Genomic DNA, 25,334 nt, shown 5'->3' on the forward strand with positions numbered 1-25,334 from the left:
TTTTTCGCTTGATAAGCGACTTTACTAATTTATCACATCATATCGTTTCTTGTCAACAACTTCCCAAAAAAAGTTTTTCATATTTCCTTTGTCTCGTTGAGGACGAGATTTAATATATCATGTATATTTCAACAACACAACCCTTTTTTCTATTTTTTTAAAAAAGAATTCAATTACTTACTTACCAAACCAAAAAACTTCCTATATTTATATAAATAAATTCACTTCAATTAAAAAAATCGAAGACTATTTTGTAAATGTACATAGTTCCATTAATATTAATAAGCCAATTTTGAACTTCGACGTTTTTTGTCGAAATAAAGCCTTCTTCTCATCTACACTTTGATTGGAAAGCAAATAGGTTAATAGTTGATATATTCAATTATTACAAAAATGTAAAGAAATATAAACCAAAAATATCAAGTGGAACTACTATAAATAATATATCATTATACTTATTCCTAATTGCCTCTATTAAACAATGTAAAGTTGCAGTTAATGGTGGGGTAAATAGGAGTAGTCTTTTGGTTAAACTTGTGTTAATTTAAAAGGCTGTTTTCGTATAGATTATTGCTTTTAAAATCGCAGCTTGAATACACTTCGTCCGTTTAGAGAGCGTCGATCCCCCTATAGGAGTCTACGTGTATACAGGTTGCTAAGAAACACTTATCCAAATGTTTTTTATGTAAAAAACAACTAACTTTGAGAAAACAGCCTATATATAAAAAAATAAAACACCTCTTCCCCTAATAGAAAACGATTCATTCCTCCATGTGCTTTTTTAATAACCCTACTTACTCTTAGTAATAAATTAAGCATTCTTTACATACGTTTAAAAAACAACCTACTATCGATGATTTTTTCAAAATAAGATTAAGAAAGAATCCCGTTTAATTTTTATAAAATTCATAAAATATATTTTTAAAATTGTACTTAAGAGGAAGGACGGGAGACATAATGCATTTTGAATTAGATTTTTTTATTAAATTAGCAATATCAACAGGTTTAGGAATTATCATTGGTTTAGAAAGAGAGATTAAACGCAAACCAGTTGGGTTAAAAACAAGTCTTGTGATATCTATCGTTAGCTGCTTATTAACCATCATTTCTATAGAAGCTGCTTATAAATTTCCCGGTAGCAAAGAAGTAAATATTCAGATGGATCCATTGCGTTTACCTGCACAAATTGTCTCTGGAATTGGTTTTTTGGGAGCTGGGGTCATCTTAAGAAGAGGAAACGACAGTATTTCAGGTCTTACTACTGCTGCGCTTATTTGGGGAGCTGGCGGAATTGGAATAGTTGTAGGTGCTGGTTATTATTTGGAAGCAATTTCTGGTGTTCTACTTTTAATAATCGGCGTTAAAGTAATTCCGTTTTTAATGAGTTTAATTGGTCCAAGACAATTAAGGGAAAAAGACATTAAAGTAAAACTAAAAGCCCATGAAAAACAAGATATATCATCGATTGTTAAATCCATTTCAACACTAGAAATCGGTATTAAACATGTTCGAATTAAAGATTTAGAGACAGGTGAGCACTCTATTCTTCTTATGCTGATTGTAGATCATAAAAGAGAAGTCACCGATGTATACCAAAAAATTTCAGAACTGCACGGTGTGGAACAAATTGAAATTGAATGCTTAAATTAACAAAGATTAGGATAAGGAAATTTCTATTAGCACTTGTTTGAAAGGAAGACGATAAGAGCCAAGAAGTTCAAGAAAGTGCAGCTTAAAGAAGTAATAAGAAAAGCTTGCGCAGAAATTCGACAGCTATATTCCCGGACTTTTTGAACAACCTTTAATAATTTGAACAACAAATTGCATTTAGTTTTTGGTTCTGGTAAATTCCATTGTTGATTTTCAAAAGATCAGGGAATCCACTCCCTTTCCGCGGACAAACTGGCAAGAGTCTCGCAGATTCCCTTCCCATAAACAACATTATCGTTAAACAGAGCCTAGTTTTTAAGATTTCCTTTTTTTTAATATCCCAGTAATAATCCATTAAAAAAGATTGAAAAAATGACAATAATCTGTATAATTAATATTGTCTTTAAATTCTGTGGGGGCTTAGCTCAGCTGGGAGAGCGCTTGCATGGCATGCAAGAGGTCGTCGGTTCGATCCCGATAGTCTCCATCTATTCAAACCTATCAAAACACTAAATTGTTTTTGAAATATGCGCATATAATTTGCAAACTAATCAAAGCGATATTAAATATTGTCAACAGTTGACAATATTTAATATCGCTTATTTTATTTAGGCTGTTTTCTAAAAGTTGGTTGTTTTTTTACATAATACATTAGGAAAAGCGTTTCTTAGCAGGCTTCGCGTTTAAAAGCAACAATGCTATACGAAAACAGCCGTTATTTATTTTTACTTTTTCCACAAACCCCATTATTTTTCATTATTTTATAAAAACATTTGTATCATTCTCCCTTATCTTCTATCCTTCATAATATTTACGAAAAAAAAAAATTATATTTTGTCGGATTTTATGGATTATTTGACATACATTCTGTATAATCAGCGCATATTGAATTTTTTCAAAACGATTATTAAGGAGGTTTTTCATTTTGGGAAAAGCATTGATCATTGGTGCTGGTGGTGTTGCAAGTGTTGTTGCACATAAATGTTGCCAAGTGCCAGACGTATTCGAAGAAATTTGTATTGCAAGCAGAACGCTTTCTAAATGTGAAGCGCTTAAAAATAAATTAGATGGTGGCGAAACAAAGGTTTCAGTAGCCCAAGTTGATGCCGATAAAACCGAAGAAGTTATTGAATTAATCAATTCTTTTAAACCTGAAGTTGTTATAAATGTAGCTCTTCCATATCAAGATTTAACGATTATGGACGCATGTCTTGCTACAGGAGTTCATTATCTGGATACAGCAAACTACGAGCCGCCAGATACAGCAAAGTTTGAATATAAATGGCAATGGGAATACAAACAAAAATTTGAAGAAGCTGGGTTGACTGCATTATTAGGCAGTGGATTCGATCCAGGTGTAACGGGTGTATTTACTGCATACGCTCAAAAACATCATTTTGATGAAATTCATTATATCGATATCGTGGATGCAAATGGCGGAGATCATGGCTATCCTTTTGCAACAAACTTCAACCCAGAAATCAACATTCGCGAAATCACAGCAAATGGACGTTATTGGGAAAATGGACAGTGGATTGAAACAGCTCCTCTTTCTGAAAAAAGAGAATATGATTTAGATCAAGTTGGAACTAAAAATATCTATCTTTTATATCATGAAGAATTAGAATCCCTTGCTGTTAACATAAAAGGTCTTAAACGCATCAGATTCTGGATGACATTCTCTGACAACTATTTAAACCATTTAAAAGTGCTTGAAAATGTTGGAATGACATCTATTGAACCAATAATGTACGAAGGAAAAGAAATTATTCCGCTGCAATTTTTAAAAGAAATTCTGCCAGATCCTGCTTCTTTAGGACCTAGAACAAAAGGAAAAACAAATATCGGCTGTATTATCCAAGGGGTAAAAGATGGCAAGCCGAAATCTTATTATGTATACAATATTTGTGATCACCAAGAATGCTACAAAGAAGTAGGATCACAAGCTATTTCTTATACTACTGGTGTACCTGCAATGATTGGTGCAATGTTAATCATGAAAGGTGTTTGGAAAAGACCAGGGGTTTACAATGTAGAAGAATTCGATCCAGATCCATTCATGGATGCATTAAATAAATACGGATTACCATGGCAGGAGAACTTCTCTCCAACTCTTTTAGATTGAGAGGAAAGAAATGACAAACATCGATTTTAACCAAGTACCTTCACCATGTTACGTAGTAGACGAACGTCTGTTAAAGAAAAACTTAGAAGTGCTGCATTCTGTTCAAGAGCGTACAGGAGCAAAAATTCTTTTAGCCTTAAAAGGATTTTCGATGCATTCCGTCTTTCCTTTAGTAGGCAAATATTTAGCAGGTGTTACATCAAGCTCCCTCTTTGAAGCAAGACTTGGCTTTGAAAAGATGGGCAAAGAAGTTCATGCATATGCACCAGCATACGTGGACAGTGAGTTTGACGAATTGCTTCAATATACAGATCATATTGTCTTTAATTCATTTGATCAGTGGAATCGTTTTAAAGATAAAGTAAAAAACGCTGGCAAAAAAATCGAAACAGGTCTTCGTATTAATCCAGAGTACTCAGAAATTGAAACACAACTTTATAATCCATGTGCTCCCTACTCACGATTCGGCGTGACATTGGACAACTTTAAACCAGAAGAATTAGATGGCATTGATGGTCTTCATTTTCATACAATGTGCGAACAAAATTCTGATACGTTAAAACGCACGATTAAAGTGGTCGATGAAAAGTTTGGCGAATACATTAAAAAAATGAAGTGGATCAACTTTGGCGGCGGACATCATATTACGAGACCTGATTATGATATTGAAACGCTTGTTGAGACTATTTTGTTCATAAAAGAAAAATACGATGTCGACGTTTATTTAGAACCAGGTGAAGCAATTGCTTTAAATACTGGCTACTTGGCTACAACTGTTCTTGATATTGTGAATAATGGGATGGATATTGCTATCTTAGATACATCTGCAACATGTCATATGCCAGATGTACTAGAAATGCCATACAGACCAAATATTATTGATGCAGGAATGCCTAGTGAAAATGAATACACATACAGACTTGGCGGAATGACTTGTTTAGCTGGAGATGTTATTGGCGACTATTCATTTAAAGAACCGTTAAAACCAGGAGATAAATTAATATTCTGTGATATGGCACATTACACAATGGTAAAGAACCATATGTTTAATGGTGTAAACCTACCTTCCATAGCATCTTACAATGATGAAGAAGGTATTAAAGTGGTAAGACAATTTAAGTTTGAAGATTACAGCAACCGATTATCTTAAAAGAAAAGCTTCAGCGCTGAAGCTGAACATCTATGTAACTTCAAAGATTTATTCATTCTTTTACAAAAAATACACCTCTCAAGGTGTATTTTTTGTTTATAATAAGTTTCACTTTATTGATAGCCATTTTCCCGATCAGATGCTTCATCTTTTATCTCTTCTTTAAATGCTTGAAGAGATTGTTCCCGTCTTTTATTTTTTTGTTCAATTTGTGCTTTTTCTTCTTCACCAGCAAATGATAATGTTTGTTCCGATTTTTCGATATTTTCAACTGTATTTTCTGCCATATCTTGCAGCTTTTCCACATTATCTAAGCGATTATCTTGGTTTGGTTTATTCAAAATACATGACCTCCTTAGTAATTAAATACGTATGTATTTTGTATGTTTTCAACTTATTTTATTCGGTGCATATTGATTTTTTTTCGCTTATCTGCATTTTCTCAACTGAAATTTTTACGAAAAAGCAGTTTCGATATGAAGTCAATAATTTCCCAATATTTTTTTCATTTCCCAGCTTTTATATCCATCTAAATATAGTAGAATTATAGAATAGGAATTTATCAGGAAAAACAGGGGGATATTTCATTCATGAACAAAATTTTCAAAGTCAGCTTAAGTCTTCTATTTGGACTTTATTTATTATCTCATTCCGTCTCTATAGCAGCTGCAGAAGATAGCACGGAATGTGGCAACATCCTTCAAGGACAAAACCCCTCCAATAAGCAAATAAATTGCTTATTAACAACTACCTCATTAAAAGCAGGTATTCCTCCTGAGGTGGCAAAAGCAATTGCTACTCAAGAAAGTGATTGGAAACAATTTAAAGATAACGGGGAAGCCAGTATATCTGCAGATGGTGGAATTGGCTTAATGCAAATTACCAACCAAACAAATTATGATCAAGAAAGATTAAAAACAGATATCGTTTATAATATTTCAACAGGCATAGAAATATTAAATAGTATGTATGATCGAACCGATTTGCCAAAAATTTCCGGAGCAAATAAACAAGTATTGGAAAGCTGGTATTTTCCAATTATGGCCTATAACGGTACAAAGCCGATTAATAGTCCGATTGTTCAGAGCACAGGGAACATAAATTCAGAAGCTTATCAGGAAAAAGTATTGCGCCAGCTATATGAACATAGCTTTTTAAGTAGTCATACCCTATCACCTATTCCTTTAATTAAAGAAGATTTTCAATATAATCCTGATACTGAAGATAATATTATTTTTCAAACATTGAACTATAATCTTCAATCGGAATTACATGAATCCATCTATTCCTTAAATAAAGGGGATAAAGTAGTAACAATAAATGATCATGTTCGTTTAAGAAAAGAGGCAAATACGTCTAAGTCCATCCACAAATTAGCAAAAAATGCGACTTTAGTGATTGATGGCACTTTCGTATATGATTCTGATCCTAATATCTCTAATCAATTTGTCTGGTATCCAGTAAAAACTTCTAATGGAAAGTATACTGGTTATATTTCGTCTGCTTACATAACAAAAAAGGTGGATGCACCGTCCGTTAATAAGATTGATGATAATGATAAATCCATTACAGGAAAAGCACCGGCAAATGTTAATGTTATGATTAAGAAAGGAGCAACACTCCTTAATTCTGCTGTTTCTGATAATAACGGGCAATTTACAATTAATATACCGCATCAAAAAGCCGGTACAAAACTTGAAGTTATGTATACAAATTATTTACATGCATTAAGTGAGAAGAAAAAAGTCACAGTGGTGGATAAAACAGCCCCTTCTGCTCCAAAATTAGATAAAGTCAAATCGACTTCAAAAATGGTAACAGGAAAAGCTGAAAGCTCATCCCATGTTATTCTGAAAGTAAATAATAAAAAAATCGGTTGGGGAACTACGGATAAAAAAGGAAGATTCAGATTTACTATTAAACCGCAAAAAGTAAACACAAAGATTTATGCAACAGCAACAGATGCCGCCAACAATACAAGCAAAGCCAGCATTATTAAAGTGGTAAAATGATGAAAAAGAAGACATCCAGTTTAATTATGCTGAATGTCTTCTTCTTTTCACCATGTATTTTTCAAAATGATTTTTCCTATTGCTTTACCTGATTGTAAATAATCATGAGCTTCTGACACATTATCAAAAGTAAACACTTTTTTATCAATAAGTGGACGAAGCTTGCCTTCTTCTATTATGGTGGCTATTTTCGTTAATGCAGCACCGTGATCTTTACGTTTCTCTTTATTTAATATTTTCAACAGCATAAACTCAACATGCAAGGATAATCCTTTACTATGTAATGGGGATAAATCATGAGTAGATCTTGCCGCAATCGCCAACACGGTTCCATTAATTGCAGCTGCTTCAAATGAATAGTCTAAGTTTTTTCCGCCTACCGTATCAAATACAACAGAAAATCCTTTTCCATTCGTGTATTGCTCTACATATTCCTGCACCGATTGTTCCTTATAATTTATCGCAGCATCCGCACCTAATTCCTTTGCCAATTCCATTTTCTTTGGGGAAGAAGCAGTTGTATACACTTTTGCTCCTGCCCATTTTGCCAGCTGAATAGCTATATGCCCGACACCACCAGTTGCACCATGAATTAGTATGTCTTGTCCGGCTGCTAATTTCCCTTTTTCAAATATAGCTTCCCAAGCAGTGATTGCTACTAATGGAATGGCAGCAGCCTCCTCCATGGAAATATTTTTTGGTTTATGTGCCAGCAATGCTGCATCAGCAAGCATATATTGTGCAAGTGCGCCGCCAGTTCCTCTAAAACCGCCTGCACAACCAAACACTTCATCGCCGACTTTAAAGTCAGTTATTCCCTCTCCAACTGCTTCTACAATGCCGGCTACATCTCCATGTATAATGGCAGGAAGCTCCGGTGCAGCAGCAGGAACAGCTCCGCTTCTTACCTTTGTATCAATCGGATTTACACTTGTTGCAGCTACTTTAATTAACACATGTCCAGAAATAACTTCTGGTTTTTCTGTTTCCACTAATTGAAATACAGACGAATCTCCAAATTCTTTTATCATTTGCGCTTTCATCTTCATCTCTCCTCTCTCTTTTATTTTACAGAAAATTTTAATACGAGAACAATAGCATTTGCTTTTTAATGATCCAAACAAAAAATTATCTCAATTAGGATGAAGTTTGTTAAGATAATAATTAGTACATAAATAAAGGAGTTTTTAGATGAATAACGTTATTGAAACATTAAAAAATCATCGTTCTTATCGAAAATACACAGAAAAACTTGTATCCTCTGACCTATTAGATACGATTATAACAACAGCTCAAGCTGCCCCATCTTGGATTAATGGCCAACAAGTATCTATTATTGTCATTGAAGACATAAAACGAAAAGAACGACTTGCAGAGCTATGCGGCAATCAGCAGCATATTAACGAAGCACCTGTTTTTTTAGTATTTTGTGCAGATTTTTATCGTGCAAAACTTGCCAGTGAGTTAGAAAATAAAAAAATGCAAGCAGTGGATGATGTAGATGCGCTATTAGTTGGGGCAACGGATGTGGGACTTGCCATGGGTAACGCAATAGCCGCTGCTGAATCACTTGGATTAGGAATTGTTGCAATTGGCGGAATTAGAAGAAATTCCATGCAAGTGATTGAGCTTCTACAATTACCTGAATATGTTATCCCAATTTCCGGTTTATGCCTTGGCTATCCTGCAGAAGACCCTGGGGTGAAACCACGTTTGCCAAAAGAAAGCATTATGCATAAAGAACATTATGATAAAGATCAACTACCTTTATTACAATCTTATAATGAAACATTTAATAAGTATTTAAGGAATCGTGGAGACAAAGAAGCCAACTGGACAGAACGTATTGCCTCCTTCTATAATCAACCCTATTATCCAAGTATTGCTGAAATGCTGAAAAAACAAGGATTTCCGGCAAAAGATTTACGGTAATAACGATTTAATAGAAGCTGTCCCGATTTATCCCTGGGCAGCTTCCTAACTTTTAAACAAAATATTGCTGAAACCATTTTGCAGCAGCTTCCACTTCTGTTCTTGTTAACTGATGTCCAAAATTTTCCCAATGCATTTCAACAGCTGCGCCTGCTTTTTCTAATAAGTCTTGTAATTCTTCTGATTCTTTTAATGGACAGATTGGATCATTATTTCCTGCTGAAATAAAAACTGGCAAATCAAATAGATTTGGAAGTTCTATTCCTTTGAGCGGCACCATCGGATGATGAAGAATAGCTCCTTTTAATCCATTTGCATAATGAAATAAAATACTTGCAGCAATATTTGCGCCATTAGAGTAGCCAATTGCAACAATGTTATTTCGGTCAAACCCATATTTTTCTGCACTTTCATCTAAAAAGGCATGAAGCTCTTTTGTACGAAAAACCAAATCTTCTTCATCAAATAGGCCTTCAGCCAATCTACGAAAAAAACGAGGCATTCCATTTTCTAAAATATTTCCACGAACACTTAATACAGACGCTTCTTGATCCACCATATCTGCAAGTGGAAGTAAATCCTGTTCATTTCCACCTGTACCATGCAATAATAAAAGAACGGGTTTATGGGGATTTCTCCCTTTTTTAAAAATATGTTTCAAATCTTGTGCTCCTCTCCTATATTAGTTTTGGTCTTTCGATTGTAAATGTTTCGCCAAGTTTACTATAATCATTTCCAGCCATCCTGCTGACGGGTTTTAAACGTTTTGCATCGATTTTTCCATCCTTATACAAATCATCTGAAATATGAAAATAAACTGCACGACCTAATATTAGATCACAAGCAGGTTTTCCTTCCTCATTATTAATCGTTATTATTTTTTCCAGTTTGCATTCTATTCTAATTTTCGCTTCCATAATTCCTGGTGTTGAAATCAGCCAACTATCAACTGGTTGTAATTTCGCTTCTTCTATTTCGCTTATATCACTTGGAAAATTTGCTGCCGTTTCGTTTATTTTCTCGATGTTATCTTCATCACAAATATGAATCACAAATTCTTTCGTTTGCTGAATATTACGTGCTGTATCTTTTTGTATCATTTCTTTTCTTTGCACCGCAATCGAAAGAATAGGTGGATCAGAAGAAACAATATTAAAGAAGCTAAACGGTGCTCCATTTAAAATAGTTCCTTCTGTCAACGTTGTCACAAATGCGATTGGTCTTGGAATAATGCTTCCTATGAAGAATTTATAGACTTCTTTTGCCGATAAAGCAGCTGGATCAATTGATTGCATCGTGTTTTACCTCCTAATTTCGATTTAAAATATCTTGAATTCGAGATAATAATACTATTTCTTTGCTTATCCTGTCAAGAAAATATACTTGGACCTGAAAGGAAAATAAAAACAAGTAACAAAAAATCGAAATCAAACTAGATGAGCTAACCTCCACTGACAATACTAATTGATTAAGAGTTGCTGACACAAATGGCCTGTTGTCAGTTTAGTTTCTATAAATAGAACATTATTATTTTTGAATAGATTCATTCCATTAGTTTAAATAAGAAAAAACCTCTACACTTAGGAGGTTTTTTTCGAATATTTGTTTAAATGTAACTTTTTAGCAAAATCACATCCATGAAAATAATAAATCATCTTCCTATCCTTAAAAGCCAAAAGTGGACTGCTTATCGTCAAATTATAAGGTATATCATTTTTAACCAGCCGAAAAAGGAAATCCAAAGAGGTATACTAATAATAACTCCCCATTTTAATCCTTTTAAAAAATTTCGTTGTTCTTCCATTTCTATCCACTCCTTAATGGTAAGTAGATTAACTAATAATTCATATCCAATTATTAAAAGAGAGCGTTTTCAAAACACGGTATTTAATATCAGAATTAGCTATTGGTTCCATTTATTATACTTCCATCTTTTCCTTATTATTAGCTTTTATACACTTTAATTTCATCCTACATGAAATATACCAAATAATTATGACCAATTTATGAAGGTTTTTTTTGGATTTCTGTATACTAGCAAAGAATATTTTTTAAATTTTATTCATCTATTCATAATTTGTTCATTATTTTTTCATAATTATCTTTTAAGATAATACTTGTTAAGAGTTTCCCCTCTTTACTATATATTTTTTTGAGGTTGCCTTAAAATTTGGACAACCTCTTTTTTATGCAAGATTTACTTCATTGCAGGAAGTTTAGCCAACTAAAAAAAGGGTTGAAAAGATTTATGCAGCAATCTTTTCAATCCTTTTTTAAACTTCAACTGATATATAAGAGAAAGATTCAAAATTAAATAGTCCTTTGCCTTTTAATTTTAATGTCGGAACAACAGATAAACATAAAAAGTATTCCCCATCGTATCATCTGCTATTGCGATATCTCCTTGCATTAACTCTCCAGTAAAAACATTTCGATATTTGCATTTTGAATCACTAAATTTGCTTTTTCCGTTTTTGCAGCACCACGTATTCTTTTTTTATATAGAATCTACAAAAATCAAAAAGCAAACTGTAATTATTTTTCTCATTTTTTATTATTTATCCACATAAAATATGCTATTATATTTACGTATTGTTTCTCTTTATTTTTAAAAAATTACAAAACGTTATCATATCGAAAGGAGAAAGTGATGTTATATAAAGAACTTATTATTGGAATGATGCGATCAGGACTTTTTGGTTTTGGAGGAGGACCTTCTGTTATTCCACTTATTCGCCATGAAGCGGTTAATCGTTTTAAATGGGTTAATAATGATGAATTTGGTGAAGTATTAGCCATTGCAAATACGCTGCCAGGACCCATTGCTACTAAAATGGCTGCTTATTTAGGATACAAGGTAAAAGGACCTCTTGGTGCCATTGTCAGCGTTTTAGCGCATATTCTTCCTACTTGTTTAGCGATGGTATTATTAATCACCTTCGTTAATGAATTAAGCAACTCCCCAATTGTTAGAGGCATGATTTCTGCTGTACAACCGGTCATTGCAGTGATGTTGGGAATAATGGCATACGAGTTTGGGGAAAAAGCTGTCAAAGGGTTAGGAATATATATTGGAATATTATTATCAGTTGTTTGTTTAATCCTTATCCAAACCATCTCTATTCATCCAGCAATCGTTATTTTAATTTCTTTAATATATGGAGCTTTCCATTTTAAAATTAAAGAAAAAGTATTTCAAAGAAAGAAAGAGGTGCGTAAAGGATGATATTAATAAGCCTATTTTTAAGTTTTCTTCTAGCAAATCTGCTTGGTTATGGAGGCGGTCCTGCATCTATTCCATTAATGTATGAAGAGATTGTTAATCGATACAACTGGCTGTCTAATGCAGAATTTTCCAGTATGCTTGCATTAGGAAATGCTTTACCAGGGCCAATTGCAACAAAGGTTGCTGCCTATGTTGGCTACGGAATGGGTGGTTGGCCAGGTTTTCTCATTGCCTTAATAGCCACTGTTTTACCATCTGCAGCTGCGCTTATTTTCTTGCTAAACGTAATGAGTAAACATAGAGATTCAGCAATTGTTAAAGGAATGACTATAATGGTTCAACCAGTCATCACAGCTCTTATGGTTATGCTTACATTTGATTTTTTTCAAGAATCACATGATTCATTAGGACTTTTTCAAACGATAGCAATTGCTGTTATTGCATTATTATTATTCCAAAAGGTTAAACTGCATCCTGCATTAGTAATTATTCTTGCTTTTCTTTATGGCGGACTTGTTGTTCCACATATTTAAAGACTTGAAAAAAAGAGGAGAATTTTATGTCAAATGACTTTCAAATTCCTAGCTTTACATTGGATAAAACAGATCAAGCCATATTAGCATTGCTTCATGAAAACAGCCGCCTTTCATATACAGATATCGGAAAATCTGTCGGTATTTCCCGTGTAGCGGTACAAATGAGAATTCAAACATTAATGGAGCAAGGAATTATTGAAAAATTCACCACAGTTATCAACCCAACAAAAATAGGGATGACTGTATCTGCTTTTTTTAACGTAGATGTAGAACCAAAATATTTAGAACATGTTGCGGACCTTTTATCGCTTGAACCTGCTGTTTCGAGTCTTTATCATATGACAGGTCCAAGTAAATTGCATATGCATGGCATCTTTGCCGATAATCAAGAAATGGAAGCATTTTTAACAGACAAATTATATGCAATTGAAGGAATTGTAAGTGTAGACTGTCAACTTTTAATCAAAAGGTACAAAAGTAGAATGGGAATGAAGCTTTAATTATAAAAAGGAAGTCGGCTGTTATTAAGCCTGACTTCCTTTTTGTTTTAGCAGCTGTGGCAACTCTGACCAATCTTTTATTCTATTAATATTTAATTCTTTATTATAAGGCTGGTCTTTTACATACACATTAATCGACGTATCTAAAAGTGTATGTAATACTGCCGGCTTATCATCGAAGTAGTAATCCAACTCTAAACGATGGATAACATGTATTTTTTCATGATCTTCCATTCCACAATAAAAATGTTCCTCGCTAATCGGAAATCCTAGTTGTTTCATCCAATCTTTTGTCTGCACTGCAAACTGTTTATTTCTTGCTGTAATATAATATACTTCATGTCCATTGTTTACCAACTCATTCAGCACTTCTACTGCCATAGGGAATGGCGGACAATTTGTAAAATAAATCTCTTCCCTCATGGAATTCCATAATGCTTTTCCTTCATGTGCAAGCAATCCGAATGGTTCATGTATTCCTACTGTTTTTATTGCTTGAAATACACTTAAATCAAGATTCTTATTCAACTTTTGATTATATAGCTGAAAAGCATATTCTCTTAAATTAATTAGTGTATCATCAATATCAAATCCAAACTTCATTTTAACTCCTCCACTGAACAAATTAAGGTTCATTTTATGGAATAAAATTTTCTTTAAAACTTGCTTCTCGTTTTAGCTGTTCTAATTGAATAGCATCTACATCTTCTTTTCTAATTTTTTCATAGTGCTTTAAGTAAGAACATGGCTGATTTTCGAACTGAATCGCTTTAATAACTTTGGCAAGAGCCTCTGCATCTTTTAAAGAACTGTTTAAACCAAATGCTCCAGTAGGACTCATTGTATGAGCTGCATCTCCCATCAATACAACATTATTTTTCACCCATTGAGGACTTTTTGAACTTTCTACCTTCAGTAATACAAAATCTTTCCATGAACGAATATGTTTGGTCACTGTTTCTTCCAATTCGGGAAATGCTTGTATAAGACCTTTAATAAAGAAATCAAACGAACCTTTTTTTAATTGTGGGTATTCATCTTCTTTAATATTCCATCCAATTTGAATACATCCTCCAAATTGAGTAAATAAAGCGACTTGCTGATCATTAACAAGCCCAATCTTTATCGTCGGCTTCCAATTAGCAGGAGCAGGTATTTTCGCCCATAATAAGTCATATCCATGTTTAATCGTTGTAAAAGGAAATGCTGCCTTTTTTCTTATAGTGGAGAATCTCCCATCCGCAGCAACTATAATGTTGCTTTCAATATCTACTTTTTCTCCATCTATTATTGCCGTGACTCCACGATAATGATGATTTTCATCTTTTCTAACATCTACTACTTTACTATTCATCTTTAGCTGAAAAGAAAGAAATTGACTTGCTTCTTTTAAAAGTAATTTTAATAGATGGTTTTGTGGAACATGTATACCTGTATGACTGCTATTTTGATTAGGTAAGATGTTTTTTATTATCTTGCCTTTATTAACATATTCCACTCGATCCATTAATAAAACGCCTATGTCTTCTAACTTTTCATACAATCCGGCATATTGAAGGACTTTTTCTCCTTCTTCATTTAAATGTTCTCCTCGGAACTCTTTGTTAATATCTTGATGACGTTCTAACAATAAAGTTGAAATATTTTCTCGTGCTAATAAGTAAGCTAATAATGCTCCCCCTGGACCTGCACCAACTATACAAACATCTGTATATAGTACCGTCATTTCTTCCACTCTTTCCGTTACTTTCATCTGAAATGTTCTTTTATAGCCATGACTTTGCTAACCAATAGGATAGGCAGTGATTCTTAAATCAGAACCAACTTTTTCAACGGTTTCATAACTTAATTCAACTGCTTCATGTATCGTTTCTACATCATCGCCCCTAAATGGTGTATATGAGTTTTTGCCGCCGAGAATTTTCGGTGCAACATAGATGATATACTTTTGAATAAGTCCTTCTCGCAAAAAGCTTGCGTTTATTTCACTTCCGCCTTCTAACAAAATATCGGTAATTCCTTCTTTATATAAATATTTTAAAGCTTCTTTACTATTGATTTTGCCGTCTTCTGAAGAAACAGTAATAATTTGGACTCCTTTTGCAGCTAATGCCTTGGCTTTTTCATTATTTGCATCTTCTGTTGTAACAATTATCGTTGCAGCTTGAGAACAGTCAGCTACATTTGCATCAACAGGTGTTCGAAGCTTCGAATCCATAATAATACGAACCGGATTTTTGGAAGGAATGCTTAATCGTGTTGTTAATTTAGGATTATCAGCCAAAACAGTTCCGACTCCAACTAGGATGGCATCCACTTCATTACGTAAATAATGAACCTCCTGCCTTGCTTCTTCTCCTGTAATCCATTGACTGTGCCCAGTATATGCAGCAATTTTGCCGTCTAATGTCATCGCAACCTTTGAAATAACAAAAGGAGTTTCATGAACCATATTATGAATAAACCGTTCGTTTATTTTTTGTGCCTCCGCCTTCAATAATCCCACTTCAACCTCAACTCCAGCATCTTTAAGCAGGTTTATACCTCTTCCAGCTACAGCAGGATTAGGATCTTCTGTTGCAACAACTACTCGTTTGACACCAGACTCTTTCACAAGCGTTGCACAAGGAGGTGTTTTGCCATAATGAGAGCATGGTTCAAGCGTTACATATAATGTTGCATCAAGTGCATGCTCGCCTGCCATGTTAAAGGCATGCACCTCTGCATGCGGTTCTCCGGCCTTCCGGTGGATGCCTGACCCGACGATAACGCCATCTTTCACAAGGATTGCACCGACAACCGGGTTTGGATTGGTTTTTCCTTTTGCCGTTTCTGCAAGATCTAATGCCATTCTCATAAAATCCTGATCTTTTTTCATCCTTTTTCTCCCTTATAACATACCGATTTTTTCGTTTACTGGAATATGACCCGATTTTTGAACTTTTGTTTTTAAATAGTTTTCATTAAATTCGGAGACATCTCCCCAAATGGGAATATTTTCTTTCGCCGTTAGTCCTAAAGATTTTAATGCTTCTAACTTTTTCGGATTGTTTGTAATCAGTTTTACTTGTTTTTGACGTAAAAACTGAAGAACTTTTATTGGTTCTTCATAGCTGCGAAGATCATCTGAAAAATCAAGTGCATGGTTCGCTTCTACTGTATCTAATCCTTCTTGCTGCAAAAGATACGCTAAAGATTTAGAAAATAAGCCAATGCCTCTACCTTCATGATCAGCAAGATAAAATAATGCTCCGCTGCCATTCTCAACGATCATTTTCATTGCTTCTCGCAATTGAAAGCCGCAATCACAACGTTTGCTTCCAAATATATCTCCTGTATGACAAATGCTATGCATACGAATTAATGCATCATCAGACTCTTTAAAATCTCCATATACAAGCACAGAAGACTGTTGATAATCAGCTAACTTTAAAGCAGGCAGTATCTCCAATAGTTCTTCTTTTGTTTGATTTTTCTCAACAGGAAGCCATGTATACCATTGAAATGTTATTACCTTATCGTCTAATTGTACCGGCAGCTTTACTGGTCCAACAAGACATAAATTATTTGCATCATTTATTTGAATTAGTTCCATTTTATTTTGAAGAAGATTGATGACTTCTTTTTTCATATTTATAATCTCCTTTTTCCGCTAGCATGTTTTCTCTTCTTATTTTGTGTAAAAGCTAGAGGAACAGTCAAGTTTTTTATTACCTTCAACACTTACTTTATGTAAGTAAGTATATATTGATTATAGATTAACGTCAAGTAATGCATTGGCTAAGTCTTCTTTAGTTTTTTTCGATTACAGACTTCATCTTATTGTACATTCTCAGAGCAAGTTATTTCTATGTTTTTTCACTAATTTATGTTTCCATTTTATCAGCACTTGCTTTACAATCCGAACAATCAGTCTGAAAGCTGTTGAGTTTGTCCATACTTATATAAGAAAAGCGCAGGCGCCCTTGCTCAGCCCCGAAGAAAAATGTTCTCTTGACTCAAAAAGTGCTATTTACTTTTTGAGTCAAGAGGTTATCTTTCACAGGGGCTAGGCGCTGGAGCTAGACACTAAACTAGGTTCGAAATTTTATACTTTCTTATCTTTTAAAAAAATTCATGCTTTAATAGAGGTGAACCTATTGCCAAATAACGTTTTAACCGCCTTTTTACGCTTACCGATGACATTAAGAATCTTATTTATTGTTGTTCTCATCATTACTACATTTGGAATTGCCATCACATTTATAGAACCGACGAAGTTCCCTACTTTTTTCGATGGCATTTGGTGGGCGATTATCACAATATCTACAGTTGGCTATGGTGATTCTGTTCCTGAAACATTTTTAGGAAAAATAACCGGAATTCTACTAATTTTTGTTGGTGTTGGTTTTATATCTACTTATTTTGTAACATTAGCTACAGCAGCAGTTTCCAAACAAAATGCTTTTATGGAAGGGAAATCTACTTATAAAGGGAAAAAGCATGTAGTAATAGTTGGCTGGAATGAACGCTCAAAAGCACTTATCTACTCTTTATTACAGGAACAAATAAAATCTTCTATTACGTTAATTGATGAGTCATTGCAAACAAACCCTTTACCAGAAGCGATTCATTTTATCCAAGGAAACCCTAACCTCGACAGTACTTTGCTGATGGCCAATATCACCGTTGCCGATAAAGTGATGATTACATCTGATCAAAGCAAAGATGAACTACATGCTGATATGAGCTCCATCTTAACCCTTTTAGCCATTAAAGGGTTAAACCCATCTACTCTATGCATAGTTGAAATTTTAAAAGCAGAGCAAGTATCTAATGCAAGAAGAGCTGGAGCAGATGAAATTATACAGTCCAATCGTTTAACAAGTCTTGTGATGCACAGCAGTTTACAGGTACAAAATACACTGACAACATTTATTGATTTACTTTATCAAGTACAAAATAAGAAACTGGAAATTATACCATTAAACAAGTGGGGAATATTTGAAGACATGGATTTTGTCACATTAAGTGCACAATTATTAAAAGAAGGACACTTACTCCTAGGAATTAAAAGAGGAGAAACATCATTTATTAATCCTGATGCTTCTTTTTTAATAGAAACTAATGATCAACTAATTGTAATTACATAATATTTTGGTTGTGGACAAATATTAATCCTTTTTACACAACTTATTTAATAATTAGACTCCCCTGAAAAGTGTGATGTTCTTGTGAGTAGTCCGCAGCCGACATACACTTCGCTTTCCATGGGTTGGGTGTCGAGCCTCCTCGTCGCTAGCGCTCCTGCGGGGTCTCGGCTATCCCGCTAATCCCATAGGAGTCTTCGTATATGCCAGCTGCTCTGCGCTAAAAAATAGGGATACTGCTTCTTTTCATGCGCCATGGTGCAAATTTTTATTGTATGAGTGTCTACCCTGAAAATAAGTTCTATTAAAAGAGGTTTTCCGAAGCTTATCGCTGCTTTTCACGGTACGAGCGCCGAGTCTTGCAGGGTCTTCTAGCCCCTTTTTTCCGCAGGAGTCTCACAGATTCCCTTACTATAAACAACATGATCATTTAACAGAGCATAATATAAAAAGAGCATATACCCGATTCCACATTCCAAATAGAATATGAAACACAAGGTATATGCTCTTGTTTATTACAGACGGCTTTCTAGTTCTGCTTTTTTCTCTTCAAAGCCTGGTTTGCCAAGTAGTGCAAACATATTTACTTTATATGCTTCTACTCCTGGTTGATCGAATGGATTAACACCTAATAAGTAGCCGCTGATTGCACATGCTTTTTCGAAGAAGTACACTAAATATCCAAATGTGTACTCATTCATTTCTGGAATAGTAACGACTAAGTTTGGTACTCCACCATCTGTATGTGCTAATAACGTACCTTCGAACGCTTTATTATTAACAAAATCAACTGTTTTACCAGCTAAATAATTTAGTCCATCTAAGTCGTTTTCTTCTGCTTCAATTGTTAATTCATGACGAGGTTTGTCTACTTTTACAATTGTTTCAAACAGATCACGACGTCCTTCTTGCACGTATTGTCCTAATGAATGAAGGTCTGTTGAGAAATTGGCAGAAGACGGATAAATACCTTTTTGGTCTTTTCCTTCACTTTCGCCAAATAATTGTTTCCACCACTCAGAAAAATATTGTAAGCCTGGCTCGTAGTTAATTAACATTTCAATTGTTTTTCCTTTGTTATAAAGGACATTGCGTACTGCTGCATATTGATATGCAATATTATCTTTTAATTCAGAGTTACTGAAATCTTCTCTTGCAGCCGCAGCACCCTTCATCATTGCTTCAACATCCGCACCACTTACAGCAATTGGCAATAATCCAACTGGTGTTAAAACAGAATAACGTCCGCCAACATCATCAGGAATGATAAAGGACTCAAAACCTTCTTCTGTCGCTAATGTTTTTAAAGCACCTCTTGCTTTATCTGTTGTTGCATAAATTCTACCTTTTGCTTCTTCTTTTCCGTATTTTTGTTCCAGTAATTTACGGAAAATACGGAAAGCGATTGCAGGTTCAGTCGTAGTTCCAGATTTTGAAATAACATTAATAGAAAAATCTTTATCTCCTAAGAAATCAATTACATCACTCATATAAGTAGAACTGATATCTTTTCCGATAAATACAATTTGCGGTGTTTTTCTTTCTTCTTTTGATAACGCATTATAGAAGCTGTGATTTAACATTTCAATAGCCGCACGTGCTCCTAAATAAGATCCTCCGATACCAATTACAAGTAGTACCTCAGAATCATTTTTAATTTTTTCTGCTGCTTTTACGATACGAGAAAATTCTTCTTTATCATAATCTACCGGCAGGTCAATCCATCCTAAAAAGTCATTACCTGCGCCTGTCTTTTCATGTAATGAATGATGAGCAACTTTCACTGCATCTTCTAAATATGTAATTTCATGTTCTCCAAAGAAACTAAGTGCCTTTGAGTAATCAAAACGAACGTGTGTCATAAATGATCCTCCATATTATTATTTTTGCTTCCTATTTCACTTTAACGAATGTATGAAAACTAATCAAGAAAGATCTTCGAATGTAAGCGCATTCATAGTGACTTTTTTTATTCTTTCACTTTTTATTCAAGAATACAAAGAAAAACGGAAGCGCCTTGATCAGCCCCGAAGAAAAATGTTCATTTGACTCGAAAAGTGCTTTTTACTTTTAGAGGCAAAGGGTTATTTTTCACAGGGGCTAGGCGCTGGAGTTAGACACTCATCTAATTTTATGGTTTCTTGTTAAAAAATAATAAATGATAAAAAACAGTTAGTCCCAGTAGGAGATGGACTCTCCCTTTCTATTGTAGATGATAGAGATGAAGCACTTGGCCCTATATCAGCCTTATAAAGATGCTTTATAAATGGCTGTTACATCAGCAGCATTTAATACGTTAAAACGGCCAAATTCACCTCTAGCCATGGCTCTATCTACCATAAGGCCTAACTTGCTGTCATTAATATCATAATCAGCTAGTTTAGACGGTGCACCGATGCTGTTCCAAAACGTTCTTAATTTCTCAATTCCTTCTAATCCAGCTTCTTCATCTGTTTTTCCCTCAGGATTTACACCGAATACTCGGACAGCTAATTGTTTAAATCGGGCTGGTTTAACAGACAAGTTATGTTTCATCCAATTTGGGAAAAGAATCGCCAAGCCGCCCCCATGCGGAATATCATATACAGCAGAAACTGCATGTTCTATATTATGGGTTGCCCAGTCTCCTTGATATCCCATATTCACCATTCCATTTAACGCCATTGTTCCACAGTATAAAATAGTGGCACGATATTCATAGTTTTCTAAATCATTTACAAGTTTTGGACCAAATTCCATGATCGTTTTCAGTAAAGATTCACACATATAATCTTGAAACTCCGTATGTTCTTCCAAATGGAAATAATGTTCAAATACATGAGACATCATATCAACAATCCCATAAATGGTTTGATCTTTCGGTACAGTGTATGTATTCTCAGGATCCAAGATAGAAAATACAGGGAATGTCAACGGACTGCCCCAGCCGTATTTTTCATTCGTTTCCCAATTCGTAATAACAGAACCTGCATTCATTTCAGAACCTGTTGCTGCAAGTGTTAACACCGACCCAAAAGGAATGCTTTCTGTCGGTGTTGCTTTTCTTATTACGATATCCCATGGATTGCCGTCATATTTTGCACCAACCGAAATCGCTTTTGTACAATCTATCACGCTTCCACCGCCAACTGCTAATAGAAAGTCAATGCCTTCTTGTTTGCAAATATCTACCCCTTTTTGCACCGTAGTTAAACGTGGATTCGGTTCTACACCAGGAAGTTCAAATACTTCTTTCCCATTCTCCGCTAATATACTGCATACTTTATCATATAACCCATTTTTTTTAATACTGCCTCCACCATAAACAAGTAAGACTTTACTGCCAAAAGGAGCAAGTTGAACTTTTAATTGTTCTAACTGTCCTTTCCCAAAAATAAGCTTTGTCGGATTCCAAAACATAAAATTATCCATGCATTTATTCCTCCTCAACTGTAAAAATGAGCTTTATCTCTTTTATTTCTATTTAAGCTATACTGGCATATTTTTTATTATCAATCAAAAAAGATACAAAAGCAAAAATTCCGCTTTATAGCTATTATTAATTAATATAATTTTTCTAAAGGCTATTTTCTCAAAGTTTGTTGTTTTTACGTAAAGAAATGGGAGAAGAAGTACTCAGCAGACTGAATACACGTAGACTCCTGTGGGAATGCGAGAAAGACGAGACCCCACAGGAGCGTATGCGACGAGGAGGCTCGACGCTCGCTAAACGGACGAAGTGTATTCAGGCTGCGGGTTTAAAAGAAACAATCTATACGAAAACAGCCTTCTAAAAAAAGCAATCCTAACAATAAACAAACAATGCATAAATACATAATATTTGCATCAAGCTAACAAGGAAGTTATAAAAAGGAGGAAAACAAAGATGAGCGCAATCCAAAGAATTGCACTAGTACTTACCATTATCGGAGCAATAAATTGGGGATTAATTGGATTTTTCCAATTTGATCTTTTATCTGTTATCTTTGGCGGAGAAGGTTCTGCCATCGCTAGAATCATTTATGGTCTTGTTGGAATTGCCGGTTTAATTAATCTTGGACTTTTATTTAAACCAAGCCGTGAAATGGTTAGAGAACCTGAACCAAGAACCACTAGATAATATAATCCCTCATAAGCGGGGATTCATTACTTTCCACACTAATGGATTTTTTGTATGAAAAGGGGACGGAATTTTGCCATTTTAAAATGACGAAGCTCCGTCCCCTTTCCCATATAAGAAAAGCGCAGGCGCCTTGCTTAGCCCCGAAGAAAAATGTTCTCTTGACTCAAAAAGTGTTTTTTCCTTTTAGAGGCAAGAGGTTATCTTTCACAGGGGCTAGGCGTCGGCCGGCTAAATGCGCACAGAGGAAAATCGACTAAGTACGCCACGTCCTGTGGCAACGCCGGCACTTGTACATCCTGTACGTCGGAGCCAGACACTAAACTAGTTTTGAAAAAAGCTGATAAAAAAGGATAGGGTTTCCCCTAAATATCTACCTTCAACAAACTTTTCTGTTTATGTTTTTGGTCATTATGCCTTTAATATCAGCTTTCATTCAAATGCATGATGCTTTTTTAGTTTTTAAAGCTTACTTCTTAATTAAATCATTACGATTTGATTGGTCAATCCACTCTTGTAGTTTATCTTTTAATGTATTAAAACCTTGTGCTTGATCAGCTTCTACTTTAATTGGTGCAGCTTGACGTTTTGCACGAGTTTTTTTTGCTTTTTCTGCTTCTGGTTGTGGAGCTGGAGCTTCTTCTGTTGCACGGATGGAAAGACCGATTTTACCAGCATTTTCATCAATAGAAAGAACTTTAACTTTTACTTCTTCTCCAACTTTCAAAAATTCATTAATATCTTTTACAAAGCCGTGTGTTACTTCTGAAATATGCACAAGTCCTTGTGTATTTTCATCTAAAGAAACAAACGCGCCATAAGGTTGAATACCCGTAACCTTTCCTGTAATTACACTTCCAACTTCAATTTTATCTGACATGAGAACACTCCTAATTTTTATTATAAATTTACTTTTATACGCAGTATAAAATTATACCACAGAATACAAGTCATTACAAAATGTTATTCACTTTGATAGAAGAAATCTTTTCCTTGGAAAAAAAAGAATAGCCCCTTTTACGGAACCATCCTTTTTAATTAATGGATATAAACAATTATTTTACTAGCTTGTAAGAATGATTTTCAACAAACCTTTTCATTCTTTTCATTGCTTCTTGGAGATGTTCCAATGAAGAAGCGTATGAACAGCGGATATGTCCTTCTCCACTTTCACCAAATACATTTCCTGGTACAACTGCTACTTTTTCTTCTAGTAAAAGCTTTTCTGCAAATTCCTCGGATGTATATCCTGTGGAAGCAATGGATGGGAATGCATAAAAAGCACCACCTGGAATATGACATGTAAGTCCCATTTCATTTAATGAGTCTACAATAAAGTTCCGTCTGCGGCGATAGCTTTTTTTCATTTCTTCTACATCATTATCACCGCTTTGAAGTGCTTCTAAGCCAGCAAACTGAGCCATCGTCGGAGCACACATTAAACTGTATTGATGGATTTTCAGCATTGCTTGAATCAGTTCTTCTTCTGCGCAGACAAAACCTAAACGCCACCCAGTCATGGCAAATCCTTTTGAAAATCCTGAGATTAAAATCGTTCTATCTCTCATTCCTTCAATTGCTGCCATGCTCGTATACTCTTCATCATAACTAAGTTCTGCATATATTTCGTCCGAGATAACGAGCAAATCATGCTTTTTGGCTACCTCAGCGATTGCTATTAGTTCTTCTTTCGAAAGAGTAGAGCCAGTTGGGTTATTAGGCGAACAAATCATTATCGCTTTGGTGTTTTGTGTTATTGCTTCTTCTAATTGTGACGGCAGCACTTTAAAATCATTTTCTTTTAATGTCTGTACGGCCACCGGAACACCACCGGCAAGTGCTACAAGTGGTATATAAGAAACAAAGCTTGGTTCTAATACAATCACTTCTTCCCCTGGGTTCAGAATTGCTCTTAAGGCAATATCTATTGCCTGACTTGCCCCAACGGTTACAATAATTTCGGATTTCGGATTATGTGAAACATGGAATCGTTTTTTCATATAATGAGCAATTTCCATGCGAAGCTCCAGCATTCCCGGATTCGCAGTATAAGATGTATATCCTTTTTCAAGCGAAAGGATTGCTGCTTCACGTGCAGACCAGGAAGTAACAAAATCAGGTTCTCCAACACCTAAAGAAATTACTCCTTCCATGCCCGAAGCTAAGTCAAAAAAACGTCTAATTCCCGACGGTTTCATTTCTTCTACCTTTTTTGCTACGTAACTTTTTGTCTGTTTCATTATGGTGACACCACTATTCGTTTATCATCATCATTTGGTTCAAAAACCGTTCCATCATGTTTATACTGTTTTAAAATAAAATGTGTCGTTGTAGATAAAACAGAATCAATTGTAGATAATTTATCTGACACAAATCTTGCCACATCATTCATGGAATTCCCTTCAATAATCACGGACAAATCGTATGCCCCTGACATTAAGTATAAAGATTTCACTTCTTTAAAGCGGTAAATTCTTTGCGCAACCTCATCAAATCCAACTCCTCTTTTTGGAGTTACTTTTACATCAATCATTGCTGTTACACCTTCATGACCTTCTACTTTAGACCAGTCGACAATCGATGTATAACGGACAACAACATTCATTTCTTCCAGCTTCGTTATCATTTGTTTTGTTACATCTAAACGCTCATTTATCATTTTGGCAATATCTTCATCAGAAATACGAGCATTTTTTTCTAATATTTCAGCAATTTCAATTTCTTTTTCTGTTAGTTTCATAAAAACCCTCCTGGTTAATAAAAAAGCGCAGGCGCCTTGTTTATCCCCGAAGAAAAATGTTCATTTGACTCAAAAAGTGCTTTTTACTTTCAGAGGCAAAGTTTTTTTCACAAGGTCTAGACGCTAGAGCTAAATACTCAAATGAATTCAAAATTTCTTATCTTTTAAAATATACCTATTATATCAAATTACTGATAAAATGAACGTTATTTTTTTAATTTTTGGCTGTTTTCTA

At 34.6% G+C, this 25,334-nt stretch carries 23 protein-coding genes and 1 tRNA gene; 11 read left to right on the plus strand and 13 right to left on the minus strand.

The annotated features are described in order from the left end of the window. The first annotated feature begins 957 nt into the window (after positions 1-957). The 4 genes from ACTYA4_RS03265 to nspC all read left to right on the plus strand — a co-directional run bounded on the left by ACTYA4_RS03265 (position 958) and on the right by nspC (position 4,925). The gene (locus ACTYA4_RS03265) at positions 958-1,650 is read left to right on the plus strand and encodes an MgtC/SapB family protein (RefSeq protein WP_443480174.1); all 693 of its coding nucleotides are present in this window, start codon (positions 958-960) and stop codon (positions 1,648-1,650) included. Between the two features lie 414 nt (positions 1,651-2,064). Continuing rightward, positions 2,065-2,137: transfer RNA gene (locus tag ACTYA4_RS03270), tRNA-Ala, on the plus strand. A gap of 438 nt (positions 2,138-2,575) precedes the next feature. Continuing rightward, positions 2,576-3,775, plus strand: coding sequence for a saccharopine dehydrogenase family protein (locus tag ACTYA4_RS03275; RefSeq protein WP_443480175.1), 1,200 nt, complete (start codon positions 2,576-2,578; stop codon positions 3,773-3,775). A 10-nt stretch (positions 3,776-3,785) separates the two neighbouring features. Continuing rightward, entirely contained in the window at positions 3,786-4,925 is a 1,140-nt protein-coding gene (gene nspC, locus ACTYA4_RS03280; protein ID WP_443480176.1) for a carboxynorspermidine decarboxylase, read from the plus strand. Between the two features lie 113 nt (positions 4,926-5,038). Here nspC and tlp read toward each other — a convergent pair whose 3' ends face one another. After that, the gene (gene tlp, locus ACTYA4_RS03285; RefSeq protein ID WP_443480429.1) at positions 5,039-5,269 is read right to left on the minus strand and encodes a small acid-soluble spore protein Tlp; all 231 of its coding nucleotides are present in this window, start codon (positions 5,267-5,269) and stop codon (positions 5,039-5,041) included. Positions 5,270-5,515: 246 nt separating this feature from the next. Here tlp and ACTYA4_RS03290 point away from each other — a divergent pair, with 246 nt between their 5' ends. Then, positions 5,516-6,937, plus strand: a complete 1,422-nt coding sequence (locus ACTYA4_RS03290; RefSeq protein WP_443480177.1) for an Ig-like domain-containing protein — start codon at positions 5,516-5,518, stop codon at positions 6,935-6,937. A 47-nt stretch (positions 6,938-6,984) separates the two neighbouring features. Here the strand turns inward: ACTYA4_RS03290 and ACTYA4_RS03295 are convergent, their stop codons facing one another. Beyond that, positions 6,985-7,980: a zinc-dependent alcohol dehydrogenase family protein gene (locus ACTYA4_RS03295; RefSeq protein WP_443480178.1), complete on the minus strand. Its 996-nt coding sequence runs from the start codon at positions 7,978-7,980 to the stop codon at positions 6,985-6,987. A gap of 148 nt (positions 7,981-8,128) precedes the next feature. On the opposite strand from ACTYA4_RS03295, the gene nfsA reads away from it, so the two are divergent. Then, positions 8,129-8,869: an oxygen-insensitive NADPH nitroreductase gene (gene nfsA, locus ACTYA4_RS03300; RefSeq protein WP_443480179.1), complete on the plus strand. Its 741-nt coding sequence runs from the start codon at positions 8,129-8,131 to the stop codon at positions 8,867-8,869. 52 nt (positions 8,870-8,921) lie between these two features. On the opposite strand, the gene ACTYA4_RS03305 is transcribed toward nfsA, so the two are convergent. After that, positions 8,922-9,530 (minus strand): alpha/beta hydrolase, encoded by a 609-nt coding sequence (locus tag ACTYA4_RS03305; protein ID WP_443480180.1) that lies wholly within the window; start codon positions 9,528-9,530, stop codon positions 8,922-8,924. A gap of 16 nt (positions 9,531-9,546) precedes the next feature. Then, positions 9,547-10,164, minus strand: a complete 618-nt coding sequence (locus tag ACTYA4_RS03310; RefSeq protein WP_443480181.1) for a flavin reductase family protein — start codon at positions 10,162-10,164, stop codon at positions 9,547-9,549. A gap of 1,355 nt (positions 10,165-11,519) precedes the next feature. On the opposite strand from ACTYA4_RS03310, the gene chrB reads away from it, so the two are divergent. From chrB to chrS, 3 genes are read left to right on the plus strand one after another with little or no spacing between them, the layout of a single operon-like run. Next, entirely contained in the window at positions 11,520-12,095 is a 576-nt protein-coding gene (gene chrB / locus ACTYA4_RS03315) for a chromate efflux transporter ChrB (protein ID WP_443480182.1), read from the plus strand. Continuing rightward, on the plus strand, positions 12,092-12,628 hold the full coding sequence (gene chrA, locus ACTYA4_RS03320) for a chromate efflux transporter ChrA (protein WP_443480183.1): 537 nt from the start codon (positions 12,092-12,094) through the stop codon (positions 12,626-12,628). Before chrB ends, chrA begins: the two co-directional genes overlap by 4 nt. Positions 12,629-12,654: 26 nt before the next feature. Then, positions 12,655-13,131: a chromate efflux transcriptional regulator ChrS gene (chrS, locus tag ACTYA4_RS03325; RefSeq protein WP_443480184.1), complete on the plus strand. Its 477-nt coding sequence runs from the start codon at positions 12,655-12,657 to the stop codon at positions 13,129-13,131. A gap of 24 nt (positions 13,132-13,155) precedes the next feature. Here chrS and ACTYA4_RS03330 read toward each other — a convergent pair whose 3' ends face one another. The 4 genes from ACTYA4_RS03330 to ACTYA4_RS03345 are packed head-to-tail and all read right to left on the minus strand — an operon-like array spanning position 13,156 to position 16,762. Continuing rightward, a complete protein-coding gene (locus ACTYA4_RS03330; RefSeq protein ID WP_443480185.1) occupies positions 13,156-13,734 on the minus strand; it encodes a 5' nucleotidase, NT5C type in 579 nt (192 codons plus the stop codon). 34 nt (positions 13,735-13,768) lie between these two features. Then, positions 13,769-14,884 (minus strand): FAD-dependent monooxygenase, encoded by a 1,116-nt coding sequence (locus ACTYA4_RS03335; RefSeq protein WP_443480186.1) that lies wholly within the window; start codon positions 14,882-14,884, stop codon positions 13,769-13,771. A gap of 30 nt (positions 14,885-14,914) precedes the next feature. Beyond that, positions 14,915-16,009 carry a bifunctional diaminohydroxyphosphoribosylaminopyrimidine deaminase/5-amino-6-(5-phosphoribosylamino)uracil reductase RibD gene (gene ribD, locus ACTYA4_RS03340; RefSeq protein WP_443480187.1) on the minus strand — a complete coding sequence of 365 codons (1,095 nt, stop codon included), beginning with the start codon at positions 16,007-16,009 and terminating at the stop codon, positions 14,915-14,917. Positions 16,010-16,021: 12 nt separating this feature from the next. After that, positions 16,022-16,762, minus strand: a complete 741-nt coding sequence (locus tag ACTYA4_RS03345; protein ID WP_443480188.1) for a GTP cyclohydrolase II — start codon at positions 16,760-16,762, stop codon at positions 16,022-16,024. 508 nt (positions 16,763-17,270) lie between these two features. Here ACTYA4_RS03345 and ACTYA4_RS03350 point away from each other — a divergent pair. Next, on the plus strand, positions 17,271-18,263 hold the full coding sequence (locus ACTYA4_RS03350; protein WP_443480189.1) for a potassium channel family protein: 993 nt from the start codon (positions 17,271-17,273) through the stop codon (positions 18,261-18,263). A 512-nt stretch (positions 18,264-18,775) separates the two neighbouring features. Here the strand turns inward: ACTYA4_RS03350 and ACTYA4_RS03355 are convergent. Beyond that, a complete protein-coding gene (locus tag ACTYA4_RS03355; protein WP_443480190.1) occupies positions 18,776-20,122 on the minus strand; it encodes a glucose-6-phosphate isomerase in 1,347 nt (448 codons plus the stop codon). 385 nt (positions 20,123-20,507) lie between these two features. Then, complete coding sequence (locus ACTYA4_RS03360; RefSeq protein WP_443480191.1) at positions 20,508-21,671, minus strand: iron-containing alcohol dehydrogenase; 1,164 nt, start codon at positions 21,669-21,671, stop codon at positions 20,508-20,510. Positions 21,672-22,125: 454 nt separating this feature from the next. On the opposite strand from ACTYA4_RS03360, the gene ACTYA4_RS03365 reads away from it, so the two are divergent. Then, complete coding sequence (locus ACTYA4_RS03365; protein WP_443480192.1) at positions 22,126-22,359, plus strand: DUF378 domain-containing protein; 234 nt, start codon at positions 22,126-22,128, stop codon at positions 22,357-22,359. Between the two features lie 469 nt (positions 22,360-22,828). Here ACTYA4_RS03365 and yugI read toward each other — a convergent pair whose 3' ends face one another. The 3 genes from yugI to ACTYA4_RS03380 all read right to left on the minus strand — a co-directional run bounded on the left by yugI (position 22,829) and on the right by ACTYA4_RS03380 (position 25,099). Further along, positions 22,829-23,239 (minus strand): S1 domain-containing post-transcriptional regulator GSP13, encoded by a 411-nt coding sequence (gene yugI, locus ACTYA4_RS03370; RefSeq protein ID WP_443480193.1) that lies wholly within the window; start codon positions 23,237-23,239, stop codon positions 22,829-22,831. Between the two features lie 175 nt (positions 23,240-23,414). Next, positions 23,415-24,599 carry an aminotransferase gene (locus ACTYA4_RS03375; protein ID WP_443480194.1) on the minus strand — a complete coding sequence of 395 codons (1,185 nt, stop codon included), beginning with the start codon at positions 24,597-24,599 and terminating at the stop codon, positions 23,415-23,417. Continuing rightward, on the minus strand, positions 24,599-25,099 hold the full coding sequence (locus tag ACTYA4_RS03380) for an Lrp/AsnC family transcriptional regulator (protein ID WP_443480195.1): 501 nt from the start codon (positions 25,097-25,099) through the stop codon (positions 24,599-24,601). The genes ACTYA4_RS03375 and ACTYA4_RS03380 overlap by 1 nt, the downstream gene beginning before the upstream one ends. Positions 25,100-25,334: the final 235 nt, after the last annotated feature.

This window comes from Niallia yueguangensis (assembly GCF_052663115.1).

Bases quoted from the DNA above. Each gene is read 5' to 3' on its own strand.
- ACTYA4_RS03290 (WP_443480177.1), top strand. From the start codon at position 5,516: ATGAACAAAATTTTCAAAGTCAGCTTAAGTCTTCTATTTGGACTTTAT.
- ACTYA4_RS03360 (WP_443480191.1), bottom strand. From the start codon at position 21,671: ATGGATAATTTTATGTTTTGGAATCCGACAAAGCTTATTTTTGGGAAA.
- ACTYA4_RS03365 (WP_443480192.1), top strand. From the start codon at position 22,126: ATGAGCGCAATCCAAAGAATTGCACTAGTACTTACCATTATCGGAGCA.
- ACTYA4_RS03335 (WP_443480186.1), bottom strand. From the start codon at position 14,884: ATGAAAGTAACGGAAAGAGTGGAAGAAATGACGGTACTATATACAGAT.
- chrS (WP_443480184.1), top strand. From the start codon at position 12,655: ATGTCAAATGACTTTCAAATTCCTAGCTTTACATTGGATAAAACAGAT.
- ACTYA4_RS03355 (WP_443480190.1), bottom strand. From the start codon at position 20,122: ATGACACACGTTCGTTTTGATTACTCAAAGGCACTTAGTTTCTTTGGA.
- nfsA (WP_443480179.1), top strand. From the start codon at position 8,129: ATGAATAACGTTATTGAAACATTAAAAAATCATCGTTCTTATCGAAAA.
- ACTYA4_RS03380 (WP_443480195.1), bottom strand. From the start codon at position 25,099: ATGAAACTAACAGAAAAAGAAATTGAAATTGCTGAAATATTAGAAAAA.
- ACTYA4_RS03265 (WP_443480174.1), top strand. From the start codon at position 958: ATGCATTTTGAATTAGATTTTTTTATTAAATTAGCAATATCAACAGGT.
- ribD (WP_443480187.1), bottom strand. From the start codon at position 16,009: ATGAAAAAAGATCAGGATTTTATGAGAATGGCATTAGATCTTGCAGAA.
- chrA (WP_443480183.1), top strand. From the start codon at position 12,092: ATGATATTAATAAGCCTATTTTTAAGTTTTCTTCTAGCAAATCTGCTT.
- nspC (WP_443480176.1), top strand. From the start codon at position 3,786: ATGACAAACATCGATTTTAACCAAGTACCTTCACCATGTTACGTAGTA.
- chrB (WP_443480182.1), top strand. From the start codon at position 11,520: ATGTTATATAAAGAACTTATTATTGGAATGATGCGATCAGGACTTTTT.
- ACTYA4_RS03330 (WP_443480185.1), bottom strand. From the start codon at position 13,734: ATGAAGTTTGGATTTGATATTGATGATACACTAATTAATTTAAGAGAA.
- ACTYA4_RS03310 (WP_443480181.1), bottom strand. From the start codon at position 10,164: ATGCAATCAATTGATCCAGCTGCTTTATCGGCAAAAGAAGTCTATAAA.
- ACTYA4_RS03345 (WP_443480188.1), bottom strand. From the start codon at position 16,762: ATGAAAAAAGAAGTCATCAATCTTCTTCAAAATAAAATGGAACTAATT.
- ACTYA4_RS03295 (WP_443480178.1), bottom strand. From the start codon at position 7,980: ATGAAAGCGCAAATGATAAAAGAATTTGGAGATTCGTCTGTATTTCAA.
- ACTYA4_RS03375 (WP_443480194.1), bottom strand. From the start codon at position 24,599: ATGAAACAGACAAAAAGTTACGTAGCAAAAAAGGTAGAAGAAATGAAA.
- yugI (WP_443480193.1), bottom strand. From the start codon at position 23,239: ATGTCAGATAAAATTGAAGTTGGAAGTGTAATTACAGGAAAGGTTACG.